General features: G+C 42.4%; 17 protein-coding genes. 6 read left to right on the forward strand and 11 right to left on the reverse strand.

What is annotated here, in order from left to right:
- Positions 1-439: 439 nt before the first annotated feature.
- The 3 genes from BLT91_RS17445 to BLT91_RS17455 form a co-directional block, all read right to left on the reverse strand.
- Complete coding sequence (locus BLT91_RS17445; protein ID WP_090823200.1) at positions 440-880, reverse strand: MarR family winged helix-turn-helix transcriptional regulator; 441 nt, start codon at positions 878-880, stop codon at positions 440-442.
- A 136-nt stretch (positions 881-1,016) separates the two neighbouring features.
- Positions 1,017-1,442: a c-type cytochrome gene (locus tag BLT91_RS17450; protein WP_302847505.1), complete on the reverse strand. Its 426-nt coding sequence runs from the start codon at positions 1,440-1,442 to the stop codon at positions 1,017-1,019.
- Between the two features lie 42 nt (positions 1,443-1,484).
- Positions 1,485-2,075 (reverse strand): hydrolase, encoded by a 591-nt coding sequence (locus BLT91_RS17455; protein ID WP_254777004.1) that lies wholly within the window; start codon positions 2,073-2,075, stop codon positions 1,485-1,487.
- 830 nt (positions 2,076-2,905) lie between these two features.
- Here BLT91_RS17455 and BLT91_RS17460 point away from each other — a divergent pair.
- Positions 2,906-3,496 carry a hydrolase gene (locus BLT91_RS17460; RefSeq protein ID WP_090823438.1) on the forward strand — a complete coding sequence of 197 codons (591 nt, stop codon included), beginning with the start codon at positions 2,906-2,908 and terminating at the stop codon, positions 3,494-3,496.
- Positions 3,497-3,609: 113 nt separating this feature from the next.
- Here the strand turns inward: BLT91_RS17460 and BLT91_RS33915 are convergent, their stop codons facing one another.
- Positions 3,610-3,813, reverse strand: coding sequence for a hypothetical protein (locus tag BLT91_RS33915; RefSeq protein WP_090823202.1), 204 nt, complete (start codon positions 3,811-3,813; stop codon positions 3,610-3,612).
- 212 nt (positions 3,814-4,025) lie between these two features.
- Here BLT91_RS33915 and wecB point away from each other — a divergent pair, with 212 nt between their 5' ends.
- The 4 genes from wecB to BLT91_RS17485 all read left to right on the forward strand — a co-directional run bounded on the left by wecB (position 4,026) and on the right by BLT91_RS17485 (position 6,488).
- Positions 4,026-5,141 carry a non-hydrolyzing UDP-N-acetylglucosamine 2-epimerase gene (gene wecB / locus BLT91_RS17470; protein ID WP_090823205.1) on the forward strand — a complete coding sequence of 372 codons (1,116 nt, stop codon included), beginning with the start codon at positions 4,026-4,028 and terminating at the stop codon, positions 5,139-5,141.
- A gap of 19 nt (positions 5,142-5,160) precedes the next feature.
- Positions 5,161-5,775 (forward strand): DUF1796 family putative cysteine peptidase, encoded by a 615-nt coding sequence (locus BLT91_RS17475; RefSeq protein ID WP_090823207.1) that lies wholly within the window; start codon positions 5,161-5,163, stop codon positions 5,773-5,775.
- 100 nt (positions 5,776-5,875) lie between these two features.
- On the forward strand, positions 5,876-6,265 hold the full coding sequence (locus BLT91_RS17480; protein ID WP_090823209.1) for a DUF2642 domain-containing protein: 390 nt from the start codon (positions 5,876-5,878) through the stop codon (positions 6,263-6,265).
- A 22-nt stretch (positions 6,266-6,287) separates the two neighbouring features.
- The gene (locus BLT91_RS17485; RefSeq protein ID WP_090823211.1) at positions 6,288-6,488 is read left to right on the forward strand and encodes a hypothetical protein; all 201 of its coding nucleotides are present in this window, start codon (positions 6,288-6,290) and stop codon (positions 6,486-6,488) included.
- A 39-nt stretch (positions 6,489-6,527) separates the two neighbouring features.
- Here BLT91_RS17485 and BLT91_RS17490 read toward each other — a convergent pair whose 3' ends face one another.
- Positions 6,528-7,799 carry a glycosyltransferase family 2 protein gene (locus tag BLT91_RS17490; RefSeq protein WP_090823213.1) on the reverse strand — a complete coding sequence of 424 codons (1,272 nt, stop codon included), beginning with the start codon at positions 7,797-7,799 and terminating at the stop codon, positions 6,528-6,530.
- A gap of 146 nt (positions 7,800-7,945) precedes the next feature.
- Between BLT91_RS17490 and BLT91_RS17495 the strand changes: the two genes are divergently transcribed.
- Positions 7,946-8,953, forward strand: a complete 1,008-nt coding sequence (locus BLT91_RS17495) for a glycosyltransferase (RefSeq protein WP_090823215.1) — start codon at positions 7,946-7,948, stop codon at positions 8,951-8,953.
- On the opposite strand, the gene BLT91_RS17500 is transcribed toward BLT91_RS17495, so the two are convergent.
- From BLT91_RS17500 to uvrA, 6 genes are all read right to left on the reverse strand, one after another.
- A complete protein-coding gene (locus BLT91_RS17500) occupies positions 8,945-9,952 on the reverse strand; it encodes a polysaccharide pyruvyl transferase family protein (RefSeq protein ID WP_090823217.1) in 1,008 nt (335 codons plus the stop codon). The two genes, BLT91_RS17495 and BLT91_RS17500, sit on opposite strands and share 9 nt — an antisense overlap.
- 19 nt (positions 9,953-9,971) lie before the next feature.
- Complete coding sequence (locus BLT91_RS17505; RefSeq protein WP_090823219.1) at positions 9,972-11,474, reverse strand: glycosyltransferase; 1,503 nt, start codon at positions 11,472-11,474, stop codon at positions 9,972-9,974.
- A 482-nt stretch (positions 11,475-11,956) separates the two neighbouring features.
- A complete protein-coding gene (locus BLT91_RS17510) occupies positions 11,957-12,310 on the reverse strand; it encodes a hypothetical protein (protein WP_090823220.1) in 354 nt (117 codons plus the stop codon).
- Positions 12,311-12,312: 2 nt separating this feature from the next.
- The gene (locus BLT91_RS17515; protein WP_090823222.1) at positions 12,313-13,287 is read right to left on the reverse strand and encodes a protein kinase family protein; all 975 of its coding nucleotides are present in this window, start codon (positions 13,285-13,287) and stop codon (positions 12,313-12,315) included.
- Between the two features lie 126 nt (positions 13,288-13,413).
- Positions 13,414-14,331 carry a hypothetical protein gene (locus BLT91_RS17520; protein WP_254776998.1) on the reverse strand — a complete coding sequence of 306 codons (918 nt, stop codon included), beginning with the start codon at positions 14,329-14,331 and terminating at the stop codon, positions 13,414-13,416.
- 278 nt (positions 14,332-14,609) lie between these two features.
- Positions 14,610-17,522 (reverse strand): excinuclease ABC subunit UvrA, encoded by a 2,913-nt coding sequence (gene uvrA, locus BLT91_RS17525; RefSeq protein WP_090823227.1) that lies wholly within the window; start codon positions 17,520-17,522, stop codon positions 14,610-14,612.
- Between the last annotated feature and the right edge of the window lie 12 nt (positions 17,523-17,534).

A 17,534-nucleotide genomic window follows, 5' to 3' on the forward strand; every position in this document is an offset into this window, starting at 1 on the left:
TAGATCCGAATGCGCTTGTCGATACGACAGCAGTTAAAAGTGCGAGTGTTGTTACTGTGCGGCCTGTAAGATATTTTTTCATGGTTGTTTGCTCCTTTTTTATAAATGATTACCTTTAATTTGTTATTCTTAAAATTAAGATATATGACATTAAGATAATCACCGAATGTATTTCTAAATTCACATTGCAGTGCATAAAAGCAAGGATAACTTACTCTGTCCAACTATGCCCCCTTTATTTTACTTTGAATATTTGAAACAGTGTAAGGAATTTCAATTACATTTATTATAATATACACTTACGATTAATAAGTCAATACTTTTTCATGAGTAAATTATTTTCCGTGTTTCACATCTAGATTTCCTTTTTGCTCTTGCCTTTTTTGGGGCTATCTCAGTTCATACCGCCGCCCAAACACTGAAGATCTGTATTTATTTATTATGCTCCTTTTCCTAGCTTCTTAAGAAGTTTTGTAATTTCTTGTTTTTCATCTAGAGAAAGACCTTGAGTGATGGAATGAATCGTTTCTGCATGACCGGGAAAAGCTTGGTCGAATAATTCATACCCCGCCGGTGTAATTTCAGCATAAATAACTCTTCGATCTTCTTCACAATGCACACGTTTTAATAGACCTTTTTTCTCCAGTTTATCGATATTATAGGTGATACTTCCACTGGTAATTAAAATCTTTTCACCAATTTGCTGCAGTGGAATTCTTCCCTTTGTATATAACAATTCCAAAATCGTAAACTCCGAAGGTGACAGACCGTTTTGCTTCATATCTTTAACCGCTCTGTCCATAAGCGTTTTGTAGGCTTTTGAAAGATTAACAAAGGTCTTAAGCGAAATAGCTTGATCATCTTCTAGTTGGAATAACATAGAGTTCACCTCCTTCACAATATCTTAAATTTAACTATCTTAAATTAAAGATAATTCTTTTTTAAAATGATATCAATGGTAATCATTTCTGCAATACATGAACATACGTTTCTCGTACATGCACCTGTAGAGGTGTCTAGTTTTTGGCTGCTAGCCAGCTGGCCAACGTTTCAATTTCTTCCTTGTTCAGTTTATCTTTGAAAGGTGGCATTGTGTTCCCATTAGTGATTTGGTTAATGATTTTTTCTTTGCTTAAACGCGCACCTACTTTTTGCAAATTGGGACCAATCATTCTCCCTTCCAACTCTGCACCATGACAGGCTATACAATTTTGCTTGAAGATGGTTGCAGCCTCAAGTGCAGCTGTGGTAGGAGTTGCAGAGACGCTTTTACCCGGATCGGGATTTTCCTGATTCGAATGTCCAACATTTTCCGGTAAGCTTGTGGTGCTTGCAACGGGTCTGCTAGATGCCATACCTTTCTTCTCATCGGTTTTTTCACATGCGGCTAACGAAACGGAAATGAAAAGCGCTAACAGAAGAACTGGCGTCTTTTTAAACATAATCTGATAGTCCCTCTCTTTTAAAATTTTGATTCTCTTTGATTAATGTCCTTCCTTACCGCCAAACATGGCTTGCGAGTAAATAATGCCTAATCCGTATGCGCCGCCGTGTTCTTTGGCAATATCCGTTGTGGCTTTGTAAGTTTTAGAACGAGCCCAGTCACGTTGCAGCTCTAACAAGTACTGCTCCCATGTGATTGGCGTTGCGCCGGCTTGAATCATGCGCTCTACCGCCATATCGTGCGCTTCTTTCGATACGCCGCCTGAAGTATCGGTTACGATATACACTTCATATCCTTGATCGATCGCGGAAAGAACGGCTGACAAGTCGCACACCTCTGTCCATAGACCAGAAACGACTAGTTTCTTTTTACCGTAGCTGTTAACTTTATCTACGACTCTTTGATCTTCCCAAGCATTCATTGTCGTACGGTCAATTGGCTGCTGATCAGGAAAAACAGCTTGGATTTCCGGGAAAATCGGTCCGCTGAACGACTTCGAAGCCACCGTCGTCAGAACGGTTGGTACATTGAAAGCTTTCGCTGCTTTAGCAAGTCCAGTCACGTTATTGCGCAATGTCGCGATGTCAATAGACGAAGTACCAAAAGCCATTTGCGGCTGGTGATCGATCATGAGCAGCGTGTGGTTCGTTGGTGTTAACAATCTTGGAGATGGAACTGCCTTTGCATGAATGGAAGTTGTACCTTGGTTAGTCGCGGCAGCAGGTGCATTCGCTTTTTCTACGATCATAGAACCATATGCAGTTGTGGATACAACGGCAGTTAGAAGCGCTAGCGTTGTTACTGTGCGTCCTGTAAGAAATTTTTTCATGGTTGTTAGCTCCCTTTTGTTTTTTGTAAAATAATCTTAATATAAAGTATCTTTATTTAGAGATATTAGTCATAAATAAACAAAAGTAATCTCTAAAAACATTTAGTGCAATTAAACGCAACTTACTTTGTTCACTATAACCCTCACCTCTCGACTGTTTTAATTGATATATTATAAGGAATCTAGTTTATAGTTATCATAATATATACTTACATTAAATTAGTCAATATATTTTTAGTAGTTAATTGCTGGCTAACTGTAATGGGATAAATTTCTTGGATAAAGCCACCTCTCTTGAATCATCTTAATGATGGAGGTGTTTCTAAATGAAAAAATTTCTTTACTCAATGGCTGGTGTAATGTTAGTCTCTGCTTTGACAGGTTGTACCGCTAAGGGTCCGAATGAAACAAATGTTCAAACAAAGGGTTTGCAAGTTAATACAATTAGTGATGGGCAAGTCCCTCGCGATTATGTTGCTCAAACTGCAAGAGATAATGTTCGCCCTTATGCAACCGGGTCTTCGCAATCAGATTTCAACGCGCTTGCTACTAAGGTTTCGGAAGGGGCTGAGATTAAGGCGAACGCAACGAATGCTTCACCTCGTTTGTTAACTCCAACCGATCATTCCCTCATGCTAATTGACCATCAACCACAAATGGCTTTCGCAACGAAATCGCATAGTTTGGAAACAATCCGAAATAATGTAGCAGGAGTTGCAAAATCCGCGAAGTTGTTCGGTGTGCCTACGGTACTTACTACGGTCGCTTCGAAAACTTTTAGCGGTCCAATCTTTCCGGAAATTAAAGCTGTTTTTCCAGATCAAGCGCCGATTGACCGTACAACCATGAATGCGTGGGAAGACCAACGCGTCGTAGATAAAGTAAAAAGCTTCGGTAAAAAGAAACTTGTAATAGCGGGCCTCTGGACTGAAGTTTGCGTTGTCGATCCAGTTCTTTCAGCAATTGACGCGGGATACAAAGTATACTTTATCTCGGATGCTTGTGGAGGTGTAAGTCAAGAGGCGCATGAAATGGCTGTTCAAAGAATGATCCAGGCTGGTGCCGTACCTATTACGTGGTTGCAATATTTGCTTGAGATGCAGCGTGATTGGGCTAATCAAAAAACTTACAATGATGTTCTCACGATAGCAAAAGATCACGGCGGCGCTTATGGACTTGGTGTCATTTACGCCAGTGAGATGTTTGGAGGAAAAGAGCATTAAACAAAAGTATGCTGCTAGTATACATATGTGAGCAGCTCCGCTTGAAAAAGACTAACAAAAGCCTGCCATAGCACAAGGTTTTTGCTATGGCGGGCTTTATTATTTATGCCAAACTATGTTTCGGAGCCCGCAAACCCGCGTGGCTTCGTTTTTGTTGTTTCAGAATTCACGACGAGTATCATTTGCTCAAACGAGTTTAGGATAACGTCCAACTGCTCTCTACTGTTTTTCGCGGCGACCTTGCTTTCATCCATTTTGCGGATTTCGTTCGCGACGATCGCGAACTCGTCCGTGTTCGGCCGCTCGGGCAGCCTCAATAGCCGCGTTGAGTCCCAGCATCTCTTATCTAGCCGCGCCTCAAGGGACCATCCTCGATACTGAAAAGAACTGCTCCAAGTCTAGAAACGTGCATTATCAGGCTATAGCTTGTTTTTTCCATATTATAGTAACTTCACACACAACAAGTTTATTTTTTACATAATATATGAATGAATTATAGAAAACCTAATAGAGGAAAGGAGAATTCTCATTGAGAATTGCTGTCATAGTGGGAACTAGACCGGAGGGAATTAAACTAGCACCGATTATTCATAGAATGAACCAAGAACCCCTATTTAAGCCTGTCGTAATCAACACAGGGCAACATTTAGAAATGTTGGATCAGGTCTTAACCACCTTTTTCATTAAAGCGGATTACCAACTTAAATTAATGCGAAATACACAAACTCTAGAACAACTAACCGCCGATATCTTAACAACACTTACACCCATATTAAAAACCGAAGCTCCAGATCTTCTCATCGTTCAAGGTGATACGACAACTGCATTTGCTGGGGCGTATGCTGCCTTCCTTCTAAAGATTCCCGTCGCCCATATCGAGGCCGGCCTTCGTACTTACAACTGCAATTCTCCTTTTCCGGAAGAGATGAATCGCCAATTAATTACTCGCCTAGCTAGCTATCATTTTACCGCTACGGATGCTAACAAGAAAAATCTCATTGAAGAAAGGGTCCCGTCTGAACGGGTATGGACAGTAGGAAATACTGTCATTGATGCCCTTCTTCAGGTCTCTTCAACTTCGTACGAGTTTCCGCAAGAGCTCCACAAGATTATAGAAAGTGATGAGCAATTATTGCTCGTAACAACCCACCGCAGAGAAAGTTTTGAGCAAATGTGGAAAGTATACCGGGCTATCAGTCGTCTTGTAGAAGAAAATAAGCAGTTGCGTGTCTTATTACCGATCCATAAAAACCCGCTGCTTCGCAAACAGGCTTCTATACACTTAATCCAACATGACCGAATCCACGTCGTAGAGCCGCTCGATTATGAGTGTTTTGTCCATGTCATGAAACGTGCTTATGTAATTTTGACAGATTCGGGTGGCATTCAGGAGGAAGCTCCGGCTTTGAATATTCCCGTTTTGGTAATCAGGGAACAAACCGAAAGGCAAGAAGGCATAACCGCAGGAACTCTTCGGCTAGTAGGACTGAACGTAGAAGACATCATAGAGGAAACAACGAAGCTACTATACGATCGAAGAGAATATGAAATTATGGCTCAAGCATTAAATCCGTACGGCGACGGAAATGCTTCCGAACGAATCATAAACGTATTGAAAGGACTAAACCTGAAACAGAATTTTTAAGTTAAAAGGGTGATGCCGTTTGATTCCAACTTACTTTAACCTATTCAGTGACATCGTGAGTCTTGGATCTTCATGCCAAACAGCCTATCAGTTAAAGAGGCTGCAGCTTAGAAAATCTTCCGGTCCGTTGGACTGGTTCATTACCAGTAACACGGACGGTCTGATTAAACTTGTTCAGAATGAGTTTCAAAATTTCATGGAGATGGAGCATCTCCAAGTATTGGGTCAAGCTCATCAGCATTATGTAGTCAGAGATAATTTCTATCAAGTTATTTCCTATCATGACTTCCCGATTACAAATCCCGGCAGCTTGTGGAATCAGGAGTATAGCCGGTACAAAATTCAAGTTGATCGTCGGGTTCAACGTTTCCTGGACACTTTGACTCGTAGTACATCCCTTCTTTTAGTACGGACTCAAACTACCAAAGAGGAAGCTGTGCACTTACGGAATGCTTTACATCCATGGGTGAAAACTTCGAACTATCTTCTACTTATTGTCAATTATCATACGGATGAAAATCGAACCGATGTCGTGCGTAATAATTGGTCGTTGTATCAAATACAAGCTCTTACCATTCCCAAAGGGACAGATTGGCGTGGATCCGACGCGGCCTGGAGTGAAATTTTCTCTTGATGAGAAAACACAATTATAGGAGGTGTTGAAGATGTAACAAATAAATAGGTAGAAAAGTGTTTGTTAAAAAATAATCCTTATGAACTAGGAGGTAGAACAAATGGCAGAAGTTGTGGTTCTGAGAGCTTCATTTGATGGCCATAGAATTGATGTTAAGTACGTCAGCAGCTCCATTAGTCGTTATAAAAAGGAATTGCATGGAAAAAGTGTAGCGAGAGCAATGGTAATCCTTCAGGGTGCAAACTTCACGTTGGACTACAAACAGTCGGACAGTAAAGGCATAACTTTAATCTTCACTCTCGGTACAGAGACCCCGAATCCCCTAATTGAGCTTTTACAAAGTCGTCTCAATACGCGAGTTACTATTCTAACCGATGCTGGTGAAGTCAGTGGAATCTTGACCTTGATTGGTACGGATGTCATCCAAATTAACGAAGATTCCGGCAATATAGTACTGATATTGATTAGTCAAATTAATGGTGTTATTTAAAAATGAGTAAGGAGGAGTTTCTATGAGCTTCGAACAATTGCTCTCGACTCATATCGGTCGCACGATTGAAGTGTTTCTAGCCAATGAGTTTTTCTCCGGTCAATTGCTCTCGGTAAACAACGGCACTTTCACAATTAATTTCGTTGATAGCTATTCATCGACGCAGTTAACTATATTAATTCAATCCGTTGAATATCTTCGAGTGCTTTTGATCTTTCCATAAAGTGGGGGTGCCAACCCCCACTTTATCATCGGGAACGAATTATAAATTCCCCCTGTGCCGCATCCAGTTTCTCCACTCACTATAACGGTGCTGGTTACGGTGAGTAATGCTATTCAATCGAAGTCTCTGATGATAAAGTGGCTTTGCGACATGGGATATACGGAACGAGTTAGACAATCTCGATATTAACTCGATATCTTCATAGAGCCTGCCTTGAGTAGGATCAACTGTGCACCAGCCGCCCACTTGTTTTAAAGCATCTTTCCTGTAAAATCTGGGTGCTAAAGGAATAGCATTATCTAACAGCTTATCCTTGTCGACCTTAACCATGGATACATTCAGCTTTCTATAGATTAACTCTCCGTCAGCCTTTTCGCTCCACTGATGGTAGTTGCCGTGCAAAAGAGCTGTATCTTGTCCTGAAGATGACGCTGCCTCCAGCATACTTTCTATACAGTCCGATGCAAGCCAGTCATCCGCATCGATTTCAAGAATCCATGATCCCCTTGCAATTTGTAAGGCCAGGTTCAAACTTTTGGATTTTCCTTCGTTTCTTTCATTGCGTATGCAGCGCATGCGAGGCTCTGTTATGAAAGTATCAAGGATCTCCTGTGTGTCATCCGTTGAACCGTCATCCACTACGATCAACTCCCATGCAGTATGGGTTTGAGCTAATACACTTCGAATTGCCCACGGTAGATAGGAACCATCATTAAAGGTACATAGTACGATACTGACTTTCGGATCAAAAGAATGATTAAGAGTGAACGGCTCTCTTCTCAGTATGGGAGCGTTCAGCTCGAGTTCCTTATCAAGCTTTCGCCACCCAGAAGTTCTGCTAGGTCTACTCTCCCAGTTGGCCGATTCTACGCAAGCACCTCTCCACCCATGTTCCATAGCTTGATATTGCCGATCTAACAGTACCAAAGAATCAAAAGGCAAAAAAGCTCGGTTAGCAAAGCCTTTAGTCAAACCTTTTTGAAGGCAATGTTTGTTCCATAGAGTAGGCATTTCATTTCCATTTATTTGAGGCTTGTTTCCAATGGAAAGAAACGAGACCCAACCTACTTGATCGTCTTGAAATAGCTGTAAAGCATGAACAATATCCCTTTGAAATGGCGAATCAAATCTCACCCCTGCATTCACTGTCATAAAATATGGAGAATTGGTTTGAGCCATTCTCATGTTCATTGTCGAAGCGTAATTAATGCTTAAGCTGTATATTTGAGCATAGGAACATACCCTTGCTGCACTTTCCGCAGTCTGCCGGATAAGACTCTCTTGTTGACCACCGATAATAAATAAGATCATCTCTGGTATCTCCCGAATCACCTAATGTTAAGATCTTCAGACTATATATATGTATCCGTTCCATGGTTGGTTCTCAGAACCAAACGAGAAAGATTGCACATAATGTAGCGTTAGACTATTTTTATTTTTGGGAAGGATGGAACAGGATGGCTCTATTTATATATCCTCCGACAATCGACTGGTCTTGGATGAAGCAACGTCCTCAGCAGTTGATGAAGCAATTTTCTAGATTAGGTCACATCGTTTACTACTGCAACAAAACAGTGAAGGATTTGCCCACAGAACAGATCGAGCCGAACCTTCATCTCGTCCATCATCATGAACGCTGGTTAACTCATGAATGGCCTCAAATAAAAATGACAAATCAAGCACCAGTTATTGTGTGGTGCTCATTTCCTAAATTGTCTTCAACTTTGCGTCAATATCACCCGGATACGATCATCTACGATTGTGTGGATGAATTCGCTGTATGGGCACCTTATGAACATGACATGGTCATGACTGCAGACGCAATCGTGTGCACAGCTGAGAGGTTGAAGATTCAGTTGTCCCGAAAATACCCAACCAAACCTCTTGTGCTGGTTCCCAACGGTTATGACCCCGATATGGGCTTACATCATGTAGCATCCACTCCGTGTAAGAAGCCAGATGATCTGCCTGATGGACAATTGGTAGGGTACATCGGTGCTTGGGCCCCTTGGGTAGACCAGTCCCTAGTACTAAGCCTTCCGAAACATCTAAACGGGACGAAGGTCGTCATAATCGGACCGGAATTCGGTAGGAAGTATGTTAAGAATACTACTGGAGTTCAATTCTTGGGATTGAAAAGCCATGATCAGCTCCCCGCTTATTTGATCAATTTATCTGTCTGTATCATCCCTTTTCGTCTGAATCCTCTCACATTATCTACAAACCCCGTCAAAGCTTACGAGTATTTGGCAGCAGGGAAACCAGTGATTACGACTAATTTACCGGAATGCAGACGCATGCAGCCTTATGTGGATATTTCAACCTCAAACCGAATATTTACAGATCTTGTAAATCTCCGATTACAACATCCAGGGGATGCTAATTCACGCATTCAATATGCGTTAAACCATACTTGGGAACATCGTGCTAAGCAAATTGAGACATTCTTGCAGAAACTAACGTAATATTTGGTGCCGAATCATCTTTTTAAAGCTATTTAATTCAGCATCACCGATTTTTTCCTTCAATCGGATCAAAGGTAATATCGTAGATACGTCCTTCTTCCCTGCAGATAAAAGCAACTCAACTTTCGACATCAACCTCTGAAGGGGTTCTTCGTAATCAACCATATATTGTTGAAGATTGAAAGAACCAAGCATGCTTTTTACCTTACCCAATTTACTCAGGCAGAGAACCGGTATCCCCTTTCGCAGTGCTACAATTGCGGGGTGCAGCTTAAATGTAATTAAATAATCAACAGATTGAATGTAGCTGTATGTCATATCCAAATCGTGGTTACAATCGGCTATCGTGATGGCCACTCCTGGATTCGCCGCTTTAATTTGCTCCATTAACCTCAAGCATATACCGCTATCCGAATAAGGATTTTTGGAATTAAGGATAACCGGGATGAGAACAATGTGATAATTTCGAGTGGACAGTTCCGTCAAGATCTTCACAACATTTTCAAATGGAAAATCCTCATAAGAAAAGGTGCAAACCCCAATAACAGGTTTATTTGAAAATCGGATCGGGTAATTCGGTTCTTTATAACCAAACGCGATATCAGGTACAACTTTGACCGTAGTATGAAACTGTTTCTTGAGGGCGATTTCGGCTGACCATTCATCTCTGACGAACAGCCCCTGAGTGATTTGCAGACGATCCCTATATTGATTAACTTCTTCTTCCGGCCAAGTCTCCTCCGGATAGAAATCAACGATACCTACCCCATAGACCCAAGTAGGATAAGAAGACAACGCTTGAGGGAAGTAAAAATTGTTGTAATGATACGGAGTAATCAGATCCCCTCCCCCTATGATTACTGCATCCACCTTACTTATATCTAAAAAGGAAGAGAAAGGGAAGATACAATCTTCCGCAAATGTCTGTTTTAAAGTTCTCAGGAATAGTTCATCACCAAAATTGCCGAAGCCGTAGTATCCACTAACACCTATGTTCATTAAGACTAATCCCCCTTCTTTATTTCCCAATAAACGTTAGACGGGCATCATGAATACCTATAATCTGGAAGTATGATGTACTTAGATGAATCGAGGGTAGAATGCTGGATGTGACAAAAGACGTTATATCTACAGTTACAGTCTCATTGACGCTGTCAGTTTGTCTGCATAGGGCTATAATCGTGCTTTGAGGTCGATTATGAAAGGTTAACAGGTGCCTATCCCAAGATTGGTTGAATAGACCGATTTGAATTTCTGCTTCCATCCAATTCGGATGGTTCCCCGCGACTTCAAATTCCAAGAAGACTCTCTCAATTGAGCGACGCGATACGCCTGTCTCCGACTTGAAAAAGCACTCGTACACCTGACCGATTAGGGCAGGATCCTTAGCAAAATTGGAGTCAGCGTAATAAGAATTTACCGTGCAATGGTTGAGCGCGACGGAATAAGCCCGAAAGCTCTTTGTCATAACATCTAATGTTCTAGTCGAAACGGAAGGGCTTATAAACTCTGGGTAATGAGTGTTCAACATGGCAGTGATTTGAGAAAATCTCTGTTTCCAGCTATGTTCTTTGGCATATGCCGAATACTCGTGTCTCTTTTCCATTGTAGTGGTCTGCAACGAAGTTCGAATTAGTTCAACAAATTCCTGATCACTCTCAGCTATATTTACATAAGGCTGAAGCTTCCTGACTTCGGGCAAATTCGTTGATATCACCGGTTTACCCGCTGCCAAGTACTCATACACCTTGACAGGATTGGTGCTCTCCGTTATTCGGTTTAGACGAAAAGGAATGATACAGACATCCATGTAAGACAATATTGCAGGCAATTCCCCGTAATCACGATATCCGAGATAATGTACGTTGGGAGCCAGATTCGGCGCATCCGCTCTAAGCTGCGGACCTACAACAATGATCTGGGATTGGGGAAAAGAAGCAGCAACGGTCTGCAATAAATTTTCGTCTACCCATGGGGCCCAAGCTCCTACATAACCGATTTTACTCCCAGGAGTTTGAAGGACAGGTGAGGGATAAACCATTTTCATAGAAAGAGCTCTCGAGAAATGATTCCAATCACAGCCATTTCTAATGATATGGATGGGCTTATGTGGAACCAGTTTCTCCATCTTTTCCTTCAATGTTTCGGCTGTGCATACAATCATATCAGCCCGGTTTATCCATCTCTGCTCGTCTTGCTCCCAATCCGGAAAATCATCCACACAATCGTAAACAACGGCATCAGCTTGAAAAAGATCTGCTTTACTTAACATTTTGCTCCATGAAGTCCAATATAGCTTTTTTTCGCCCTTAATTTGAGGAAACAAATGTTTCATGAAGAATTCGGCGTTATTGATCACATATAAACGGTCAACAATCCTTTCAACAACTGGTCCTTTATGATTCTTTTTATTAAAATATAAAACAGGAAATCCGTGATTCGCGAACATACTCATCAAATGTTGAGGTCTTTGCCTCATGTACGACCAATCAATCGTAGGTGGATAAATAACAATTCCCATAGCTAAAACCTCGCTTTTGTTGAAAAATTTCCCATCCTTTCACCTCTACTATTGTAAGAATTTGAGGACAAATTGGATATGGTCTTGTTCATTATTTTTCTTCACAAACGAAATTTCCACTGTTTTATGTTTTCGATTATATAATCGAGCATGTCGTTATGCCAGACGGCTCAAAACTTAAAAACACCAACTTCTCCAAGACTCGGATAGTTGGTGTTTTCATAGCATTGATTCATCATAAAGTTGTAGGTTCCTGAAATCCGAACGAATGCCACACTCCAAAATTGTCTTTAACCGTTAAGATTCGCTTTCCACCGATGGCTGCTTCTGACGTGATAAACCTGTGCAAGATGATATAACGTATCGCCCGATTGAATCGTATGAACGTAATGATTCTCAGGACACAGACTATGCACGGAATGGGCTTTTGGCTACTTTCGTACGGCCTTATTTGCCATGAAAAATTTGCAAATCCCAGTCGCTTACAAAATTACAATTACATTATTCAGTTCTTCAATACGTTTGTGCAGCTCTTCTTTGCTCTCAATCAGCAACTGGTTTAATGTTCGTTTTCCACGATCGTTAATTATAAAAAATTGTTGTGCGCCCCAGTTAATCAATTTCAGGCTTTCAAAGACTTCCTTTAGAAGCGGGTAGTAAACAGTTTCAGCTAAAACTGGGTTAGCCATTTGGAATAAACCATTTTCTTTTAGCACTCTCTTTACTTCTTCAATGCGACGGTACTGAATTAGTAAGCCACAGATTCTGCACCTAAAAACACTATAATAATCATCCCTATTCAAGCTCTCTTTTCTGCATATTGGACATTCAATCATCCTCAAGTCTCCTTTGTTACAGATATCTTCAGATAGTTTAAAACCATTTTTAAAATCTCTAAAGTCTCAATACGTTGCTGCAACAAAGATGATTTTTCGAATTTATCTTGAGTGAGATCGCCTTCAATTAACATTAAAATCCAGATTGAGTGCAGTGCACTATATTTGTGATAGTCATAAATAAAAGTTTGTGTTGTTGGAGATTGAAGCTTTTGGCGTTTAGATGTGTATTCCGCAAGGATCTCAAGACGAGATGACTGGTTCAAAACGGGTCTTCTATACATTGGACTGGTTATGTCCATCAGGTTGTATATATCCCAATATACACTGTTTTTATTAATATATTCCCAATCAATAATTACTAGCTCATTATTTAAACAAGCTATGTTCAACGGGTACAAGTCACCATGTGATATTACCGTTTCGCCTTCAATGTGATGCGACAGAAGAATTTCGCGATAGACATAATCGATATCACCTTCAGTAAAACTGTTACTTATTAAAAAATTTCTCATTTGAGCTGCTTTTGATATTAAAAACACCTGAATATTATTTACACGAGGAGAGTGTCCGAAGAATTCATCGGGTACAAGGTCTTTAGTTAGTATATGCCATCGTGGAATTACAGCAGCAGCTTCTTTCATGACTTCCAAACTGAAGTTATGTTCTAACAAGCCCATGTCCTCTAAAATCATCCAATACTTTTCAGGGTTTTCATCTTTAGAAAAATAGAGTATTTTCGGAATGCGTACTTCATGAATTCTGTTACCTATATTCTCTTGAACCCAAACCTCTTTACCGATACTTTGATAATTAGTGAGTGGCTTATAGATAAAGCTGCTAACTATATTATCAATATTAACCCGTATTCGTTCTACTGCATTCCCATTTCGACCAATATATATGATTTCACGATCGTGAAAAATTCCGGAACGGACTTCGCCAGAATCGGAGAAGATTAATTCGATCTGATTCATCACTTCTCACCATCCTGTTTAGGGATCATATTTAAATTATATCTTAACACCATTGTAGGATTTTAAAATCATTTTTAAACTTATTAACAACCAAATAAAAAGTGATAAGTGATTGTTATCTATTTATTAAGTTCTGTTCTTTATTTCAATAAGATTAAGCAATGTTTCGGTGTAATACTGCTCTGAAAACCATTTTGTATCGATATCAATTTTAACATCATTATCTAGTATTTCGAGGGCTTCCCGTGGATTTAATAGATCAAATCTAGGGGTAAACATTTCAGTAAATGGTGCATAACCGACTTTCCCTTTAGGTAAAATGGCTTTTGCTCCCAACAAATGTGCCTCATATAGAGACAAAGTTAAACTTCCTCCAATTGTCATTGAAATTGCAGCAGTAGCCTCAGATAACAATGTATAAAAATCAGGTTGGGAATAACGGCCAACTTCAAACCCAATTTCTCGCCATATATCTACTGGGTAATAATCCATAGGGTTTATTGGTGAAGCTATCACAACTCGGTAACCACGTTCTACTAATTCAATTCCAAGTCTCACAGAAAGGTACGGTTGATAGAACTCGTTTAACCTTCCTGGAAACACTATAAGTTTTTCCCTTTCATTTGCTGGCTTTATATTTTTTATCCTTTCATTAATAAAGTCATGGTTATATGGAAACCCCCCAGCAGTGATAGTCACTCCTGAGTTTGGTTTTAAACAACGTTGCCCCCACTCAATCATCGATGGGTGTGTAAATAATATACCTTTTAAATCGGGATGATGATAAAACGACAGTGATTCGGGATTCATATCCACAGTAAAAGGATTCCAAACATCATGCTCTTGGATAAAAATATTCTTTGGCGGGTTGGCACTGTTCATTACTAATTCAAAAAGCGTATATCTGGTTAATAGAACGGGATCGTTAACTCCCTGAGGCACGACTGACGTGAACACATAATCCACTTTATTATTATCAAGACCTCTCTTTAATCCACTTAGGTAATTAGGATACCATGCTGTATTATCCGTAATATCCTCCACTACATATAACATATGAATTCCATCCCCCATTGATAATTTTAGATTATTGTAAATTGTTCCCAATATAAACTTTCTTTAAAAGCCCACCTGAATTGTGCCACCTTAATATTACCAATTTTTTTCAAGAATGTGTAACGCTCTTCGGATTTTCTTGACAACTCCATGGCGTGCTTATGCACCTTGGTGCTGACGTTAGCCCCGATGAATGGGGAGCGTTGATCGCCTCTCCTTAAAAGGAGCCCGGTAAACCGGGACTCCCGTTCAATTTAAGCGTTCGTTTACAGCACCGGCTCATGCCAATACCGATTAGCCGTGGATAAAACGGATTTCAAAAACCTCCCGGTATGCGACGCATCAACTGCGGCTACCTGCTCCGGCGTACCCTGCGCGACGACGGTTCCTCCGTCTTTACCGCCATCCGGCCCCATATCGATCAAGTAATCGGAAACTTTAATCACATCCAGATGATGCTCGATGACGAGCACGGAGTGTCCGTTGTCAACCAGCTGATTCATACAGTCGATCAGCTTCTGAATATCGTGCAGATGCAGTCCTGTCGTTGGTTCGTCGAGAATATAAAGATTATGCGAGCCGCGCTTCAGCTTACTGATCTCGGTCGCCAGTTTAATTCGCTGCGCCTCGCCTCCGGAGAGGGTAGTGGATGATTGGCCGAGCTTGAGATACCCTAACCCCAGTTGATTCAACACGTTCAATTTGTGCACAACATACAGCTGATCGCTGAAAAACGAAACCGCCTCCTCGATGCTCATATCGAGCACCTGTGCGATATTCTTCCCATTCAGCATCACTTCCAGCACATCGTTGTTGAACCGGGCTCCTTTACAGGACGGACAAACCGATTCGACGTCGGGCATAAACTGAAGCTGCGTCGTTACGATGCCTTCGCCCTGGCAATGCTCGCAACGGCCGTTTTTCTGATTGAAGCTGAATTCGTTCTTACCGAGTCCGCGTACGCTAGCCTCCTCTGTTTCCGCGAACAGCTCACGGATCCGGTCAAAAAATCCGACGTACGTAGCCGGATTGGAGCGCGTGCTTCGACCGATCGGCGATTGGTCGATGTTGATGATGCCCGTCAAGTGTTCGACTCCTTCGATCGAATCATGCTCACCCGGCACAATTCGCTGATCATGAAAGTGGGAGTATAGCTGCTTAAACATCACTTCATTAATTAGCGTACTCTTGCCGGAGCCGGAAACGCCGGAGACGCAGGTCATGACGCCAAGGGGAATGTCGACGCCTACGTTACGCAGATTGTTCGCTCTCGCACCCTTGATGCGCAGATATAAGCCCGAAGGAGCCCTCCGCTTGGAAGGAACGTCGATCCTCCTTGCGCCGGACAGGAAGGCGCCGGTCAGCGAGTCCTTCGCTTTCCGCAGCTGTACGGCTGTGCCCTGCGCAACGATTTGGCCTCCCCGCTCGCCGGGCCCTGGGCCGATTTCGATGATATAATCCGCGCTGAGGATCGTATCGATATCGTGCTCGACGATGATAATCGTGTTGCCGATATCGCGCAGCTTTTTCAGTGTCTGCACGATCCTCACACTGTCCCTGGCGTGCAGCCCGATGCTCGGCTCGTCAAGCACATAGAGCATGCCCATCAGTCCGGAGCTGATCTGCGTGGACAAACGGATGCGCTGTGCCTCTCCACCCGAAATGGTGTCCGATCTTCGACCCAAATTCAAATACTCGAGCCCAATATCGATGAGTAGGATAAGCCTCGACTGGATTTCAGCAGCGATTTGCCCGGCCACCTGCTTCTTCTCTTCCGAGAACATAACGCTATCTAAAAACGTTTTCAATTCCTTCAGCGGCACGCTGCAAAGATCATGAATATCCCTTCCGCCGATGCGCACGCAAAACCGTTGGGGCTTGAGCTTCTTGCCATCGCAATCAGGGCACGTGTGCTCCACCATCACCCTTTTGAAAAAGTCGTTGTCCCCGCCGCCGTTTCCGCCACTCTTTTTCACATGCCATTTGTACCACCGGTTCACCTCATTCACGAGTCCGCCGTATTTTCTCAGCATGCCGGTCTGGCTTTTAGCATGACGAGGATGATCTTCCGTAACCAAAATCGGAAACTGCTCGCCCCGGGTTCCATGAAATAATCGGTCGACAAAGTCTTCCGACAATTCGTTAAACGGGGTGTCCAAGCTGTACCCGTAGTGCGCGAATATGCTGTGAAAAAGCATTCCTCTATACGATTTCTTCGTGCTGGGGCCGTATATATTATGGTCGAGTGCGCCTTTGCTGACGCTTTTCTCCGGGCTCTTGATCAAAAACCGCTTCTCTGTCCGCATGTATGTCCCGATTCCGCCGCACGTCCGGCACGCACTGCCCGGATCGTTGAAGGAAAAATAAGACGGATGCAGCTCACCGATAACGAGATGATGCTTCGGGCAGCCGAAATTTCGGTAAAACGTGTCCATATCGATCGCTGAGCCGCCGCCTGAATGCGTGACTTCGAATCGGATAAAGCCTTCTCCGACCAGCTCAAGGCTGTTCTCAATCGTTTTGGTAAGCGCTTTGAAAAGTGCCGGCGTTACGACCACTTTATCGACGATGACCTCCATCTGATACTCCGCTTCATCGTCCAGCTCAAGCGTATCACTCAAGTTATGGATCGTCCCGTCGATTTTGACGGAGCGAAAGCCTTTGCTCCGGATCTCATCAAACAGCGTCTGGTAATCTTCGTCGTACAGCTTGAAAATGGGAGCGAGCACCTCAAGCTCTGTTCCCACAGGTAATGTCTGCACATGATCGATCATTTGATTGACCGACTTCGTCGCGATCGGATGCTGACAAAACGGACAACACGCTTCACCGGAAGACGCAAACAAAAGACGGAGAAAATCGTACAAGTCCGTCATCGTCCCGACCGTGGAGCGTGGGTTGGTATTACCCTTCTTCTGCTCGATCGCAATGACCGGAGACAGGCCGAACACAAAATCGACGTCCGGCTTTTTCAGCTGGTTCATCCGGCTTTTGGCGAACGTAGACAGCGATTCAAGAAAGCGGCGCTGCCCTTCGCCATAAATCACCTCGAACGCAAGTGAGGATTTACCGGAGCCGCTCACGCCCGTAATGACTGTCAATTTATCCCGAGGGATGTTGACGTCGATATTTTTCAGATTGTTTTGCCTGGCGCCTCTTACCTCGATACTCGTTTTCATTGCTTGGTGCCA

This window comes from Paenibacillus sp. yr247, assembly GCF_900103825.1.
In the GTDB taxonomy this organism is placed as follows: Bacteria; Bacillota; Bacilli; order Paenibacillales; family NBRC-103111; genus Paenibacillus_E.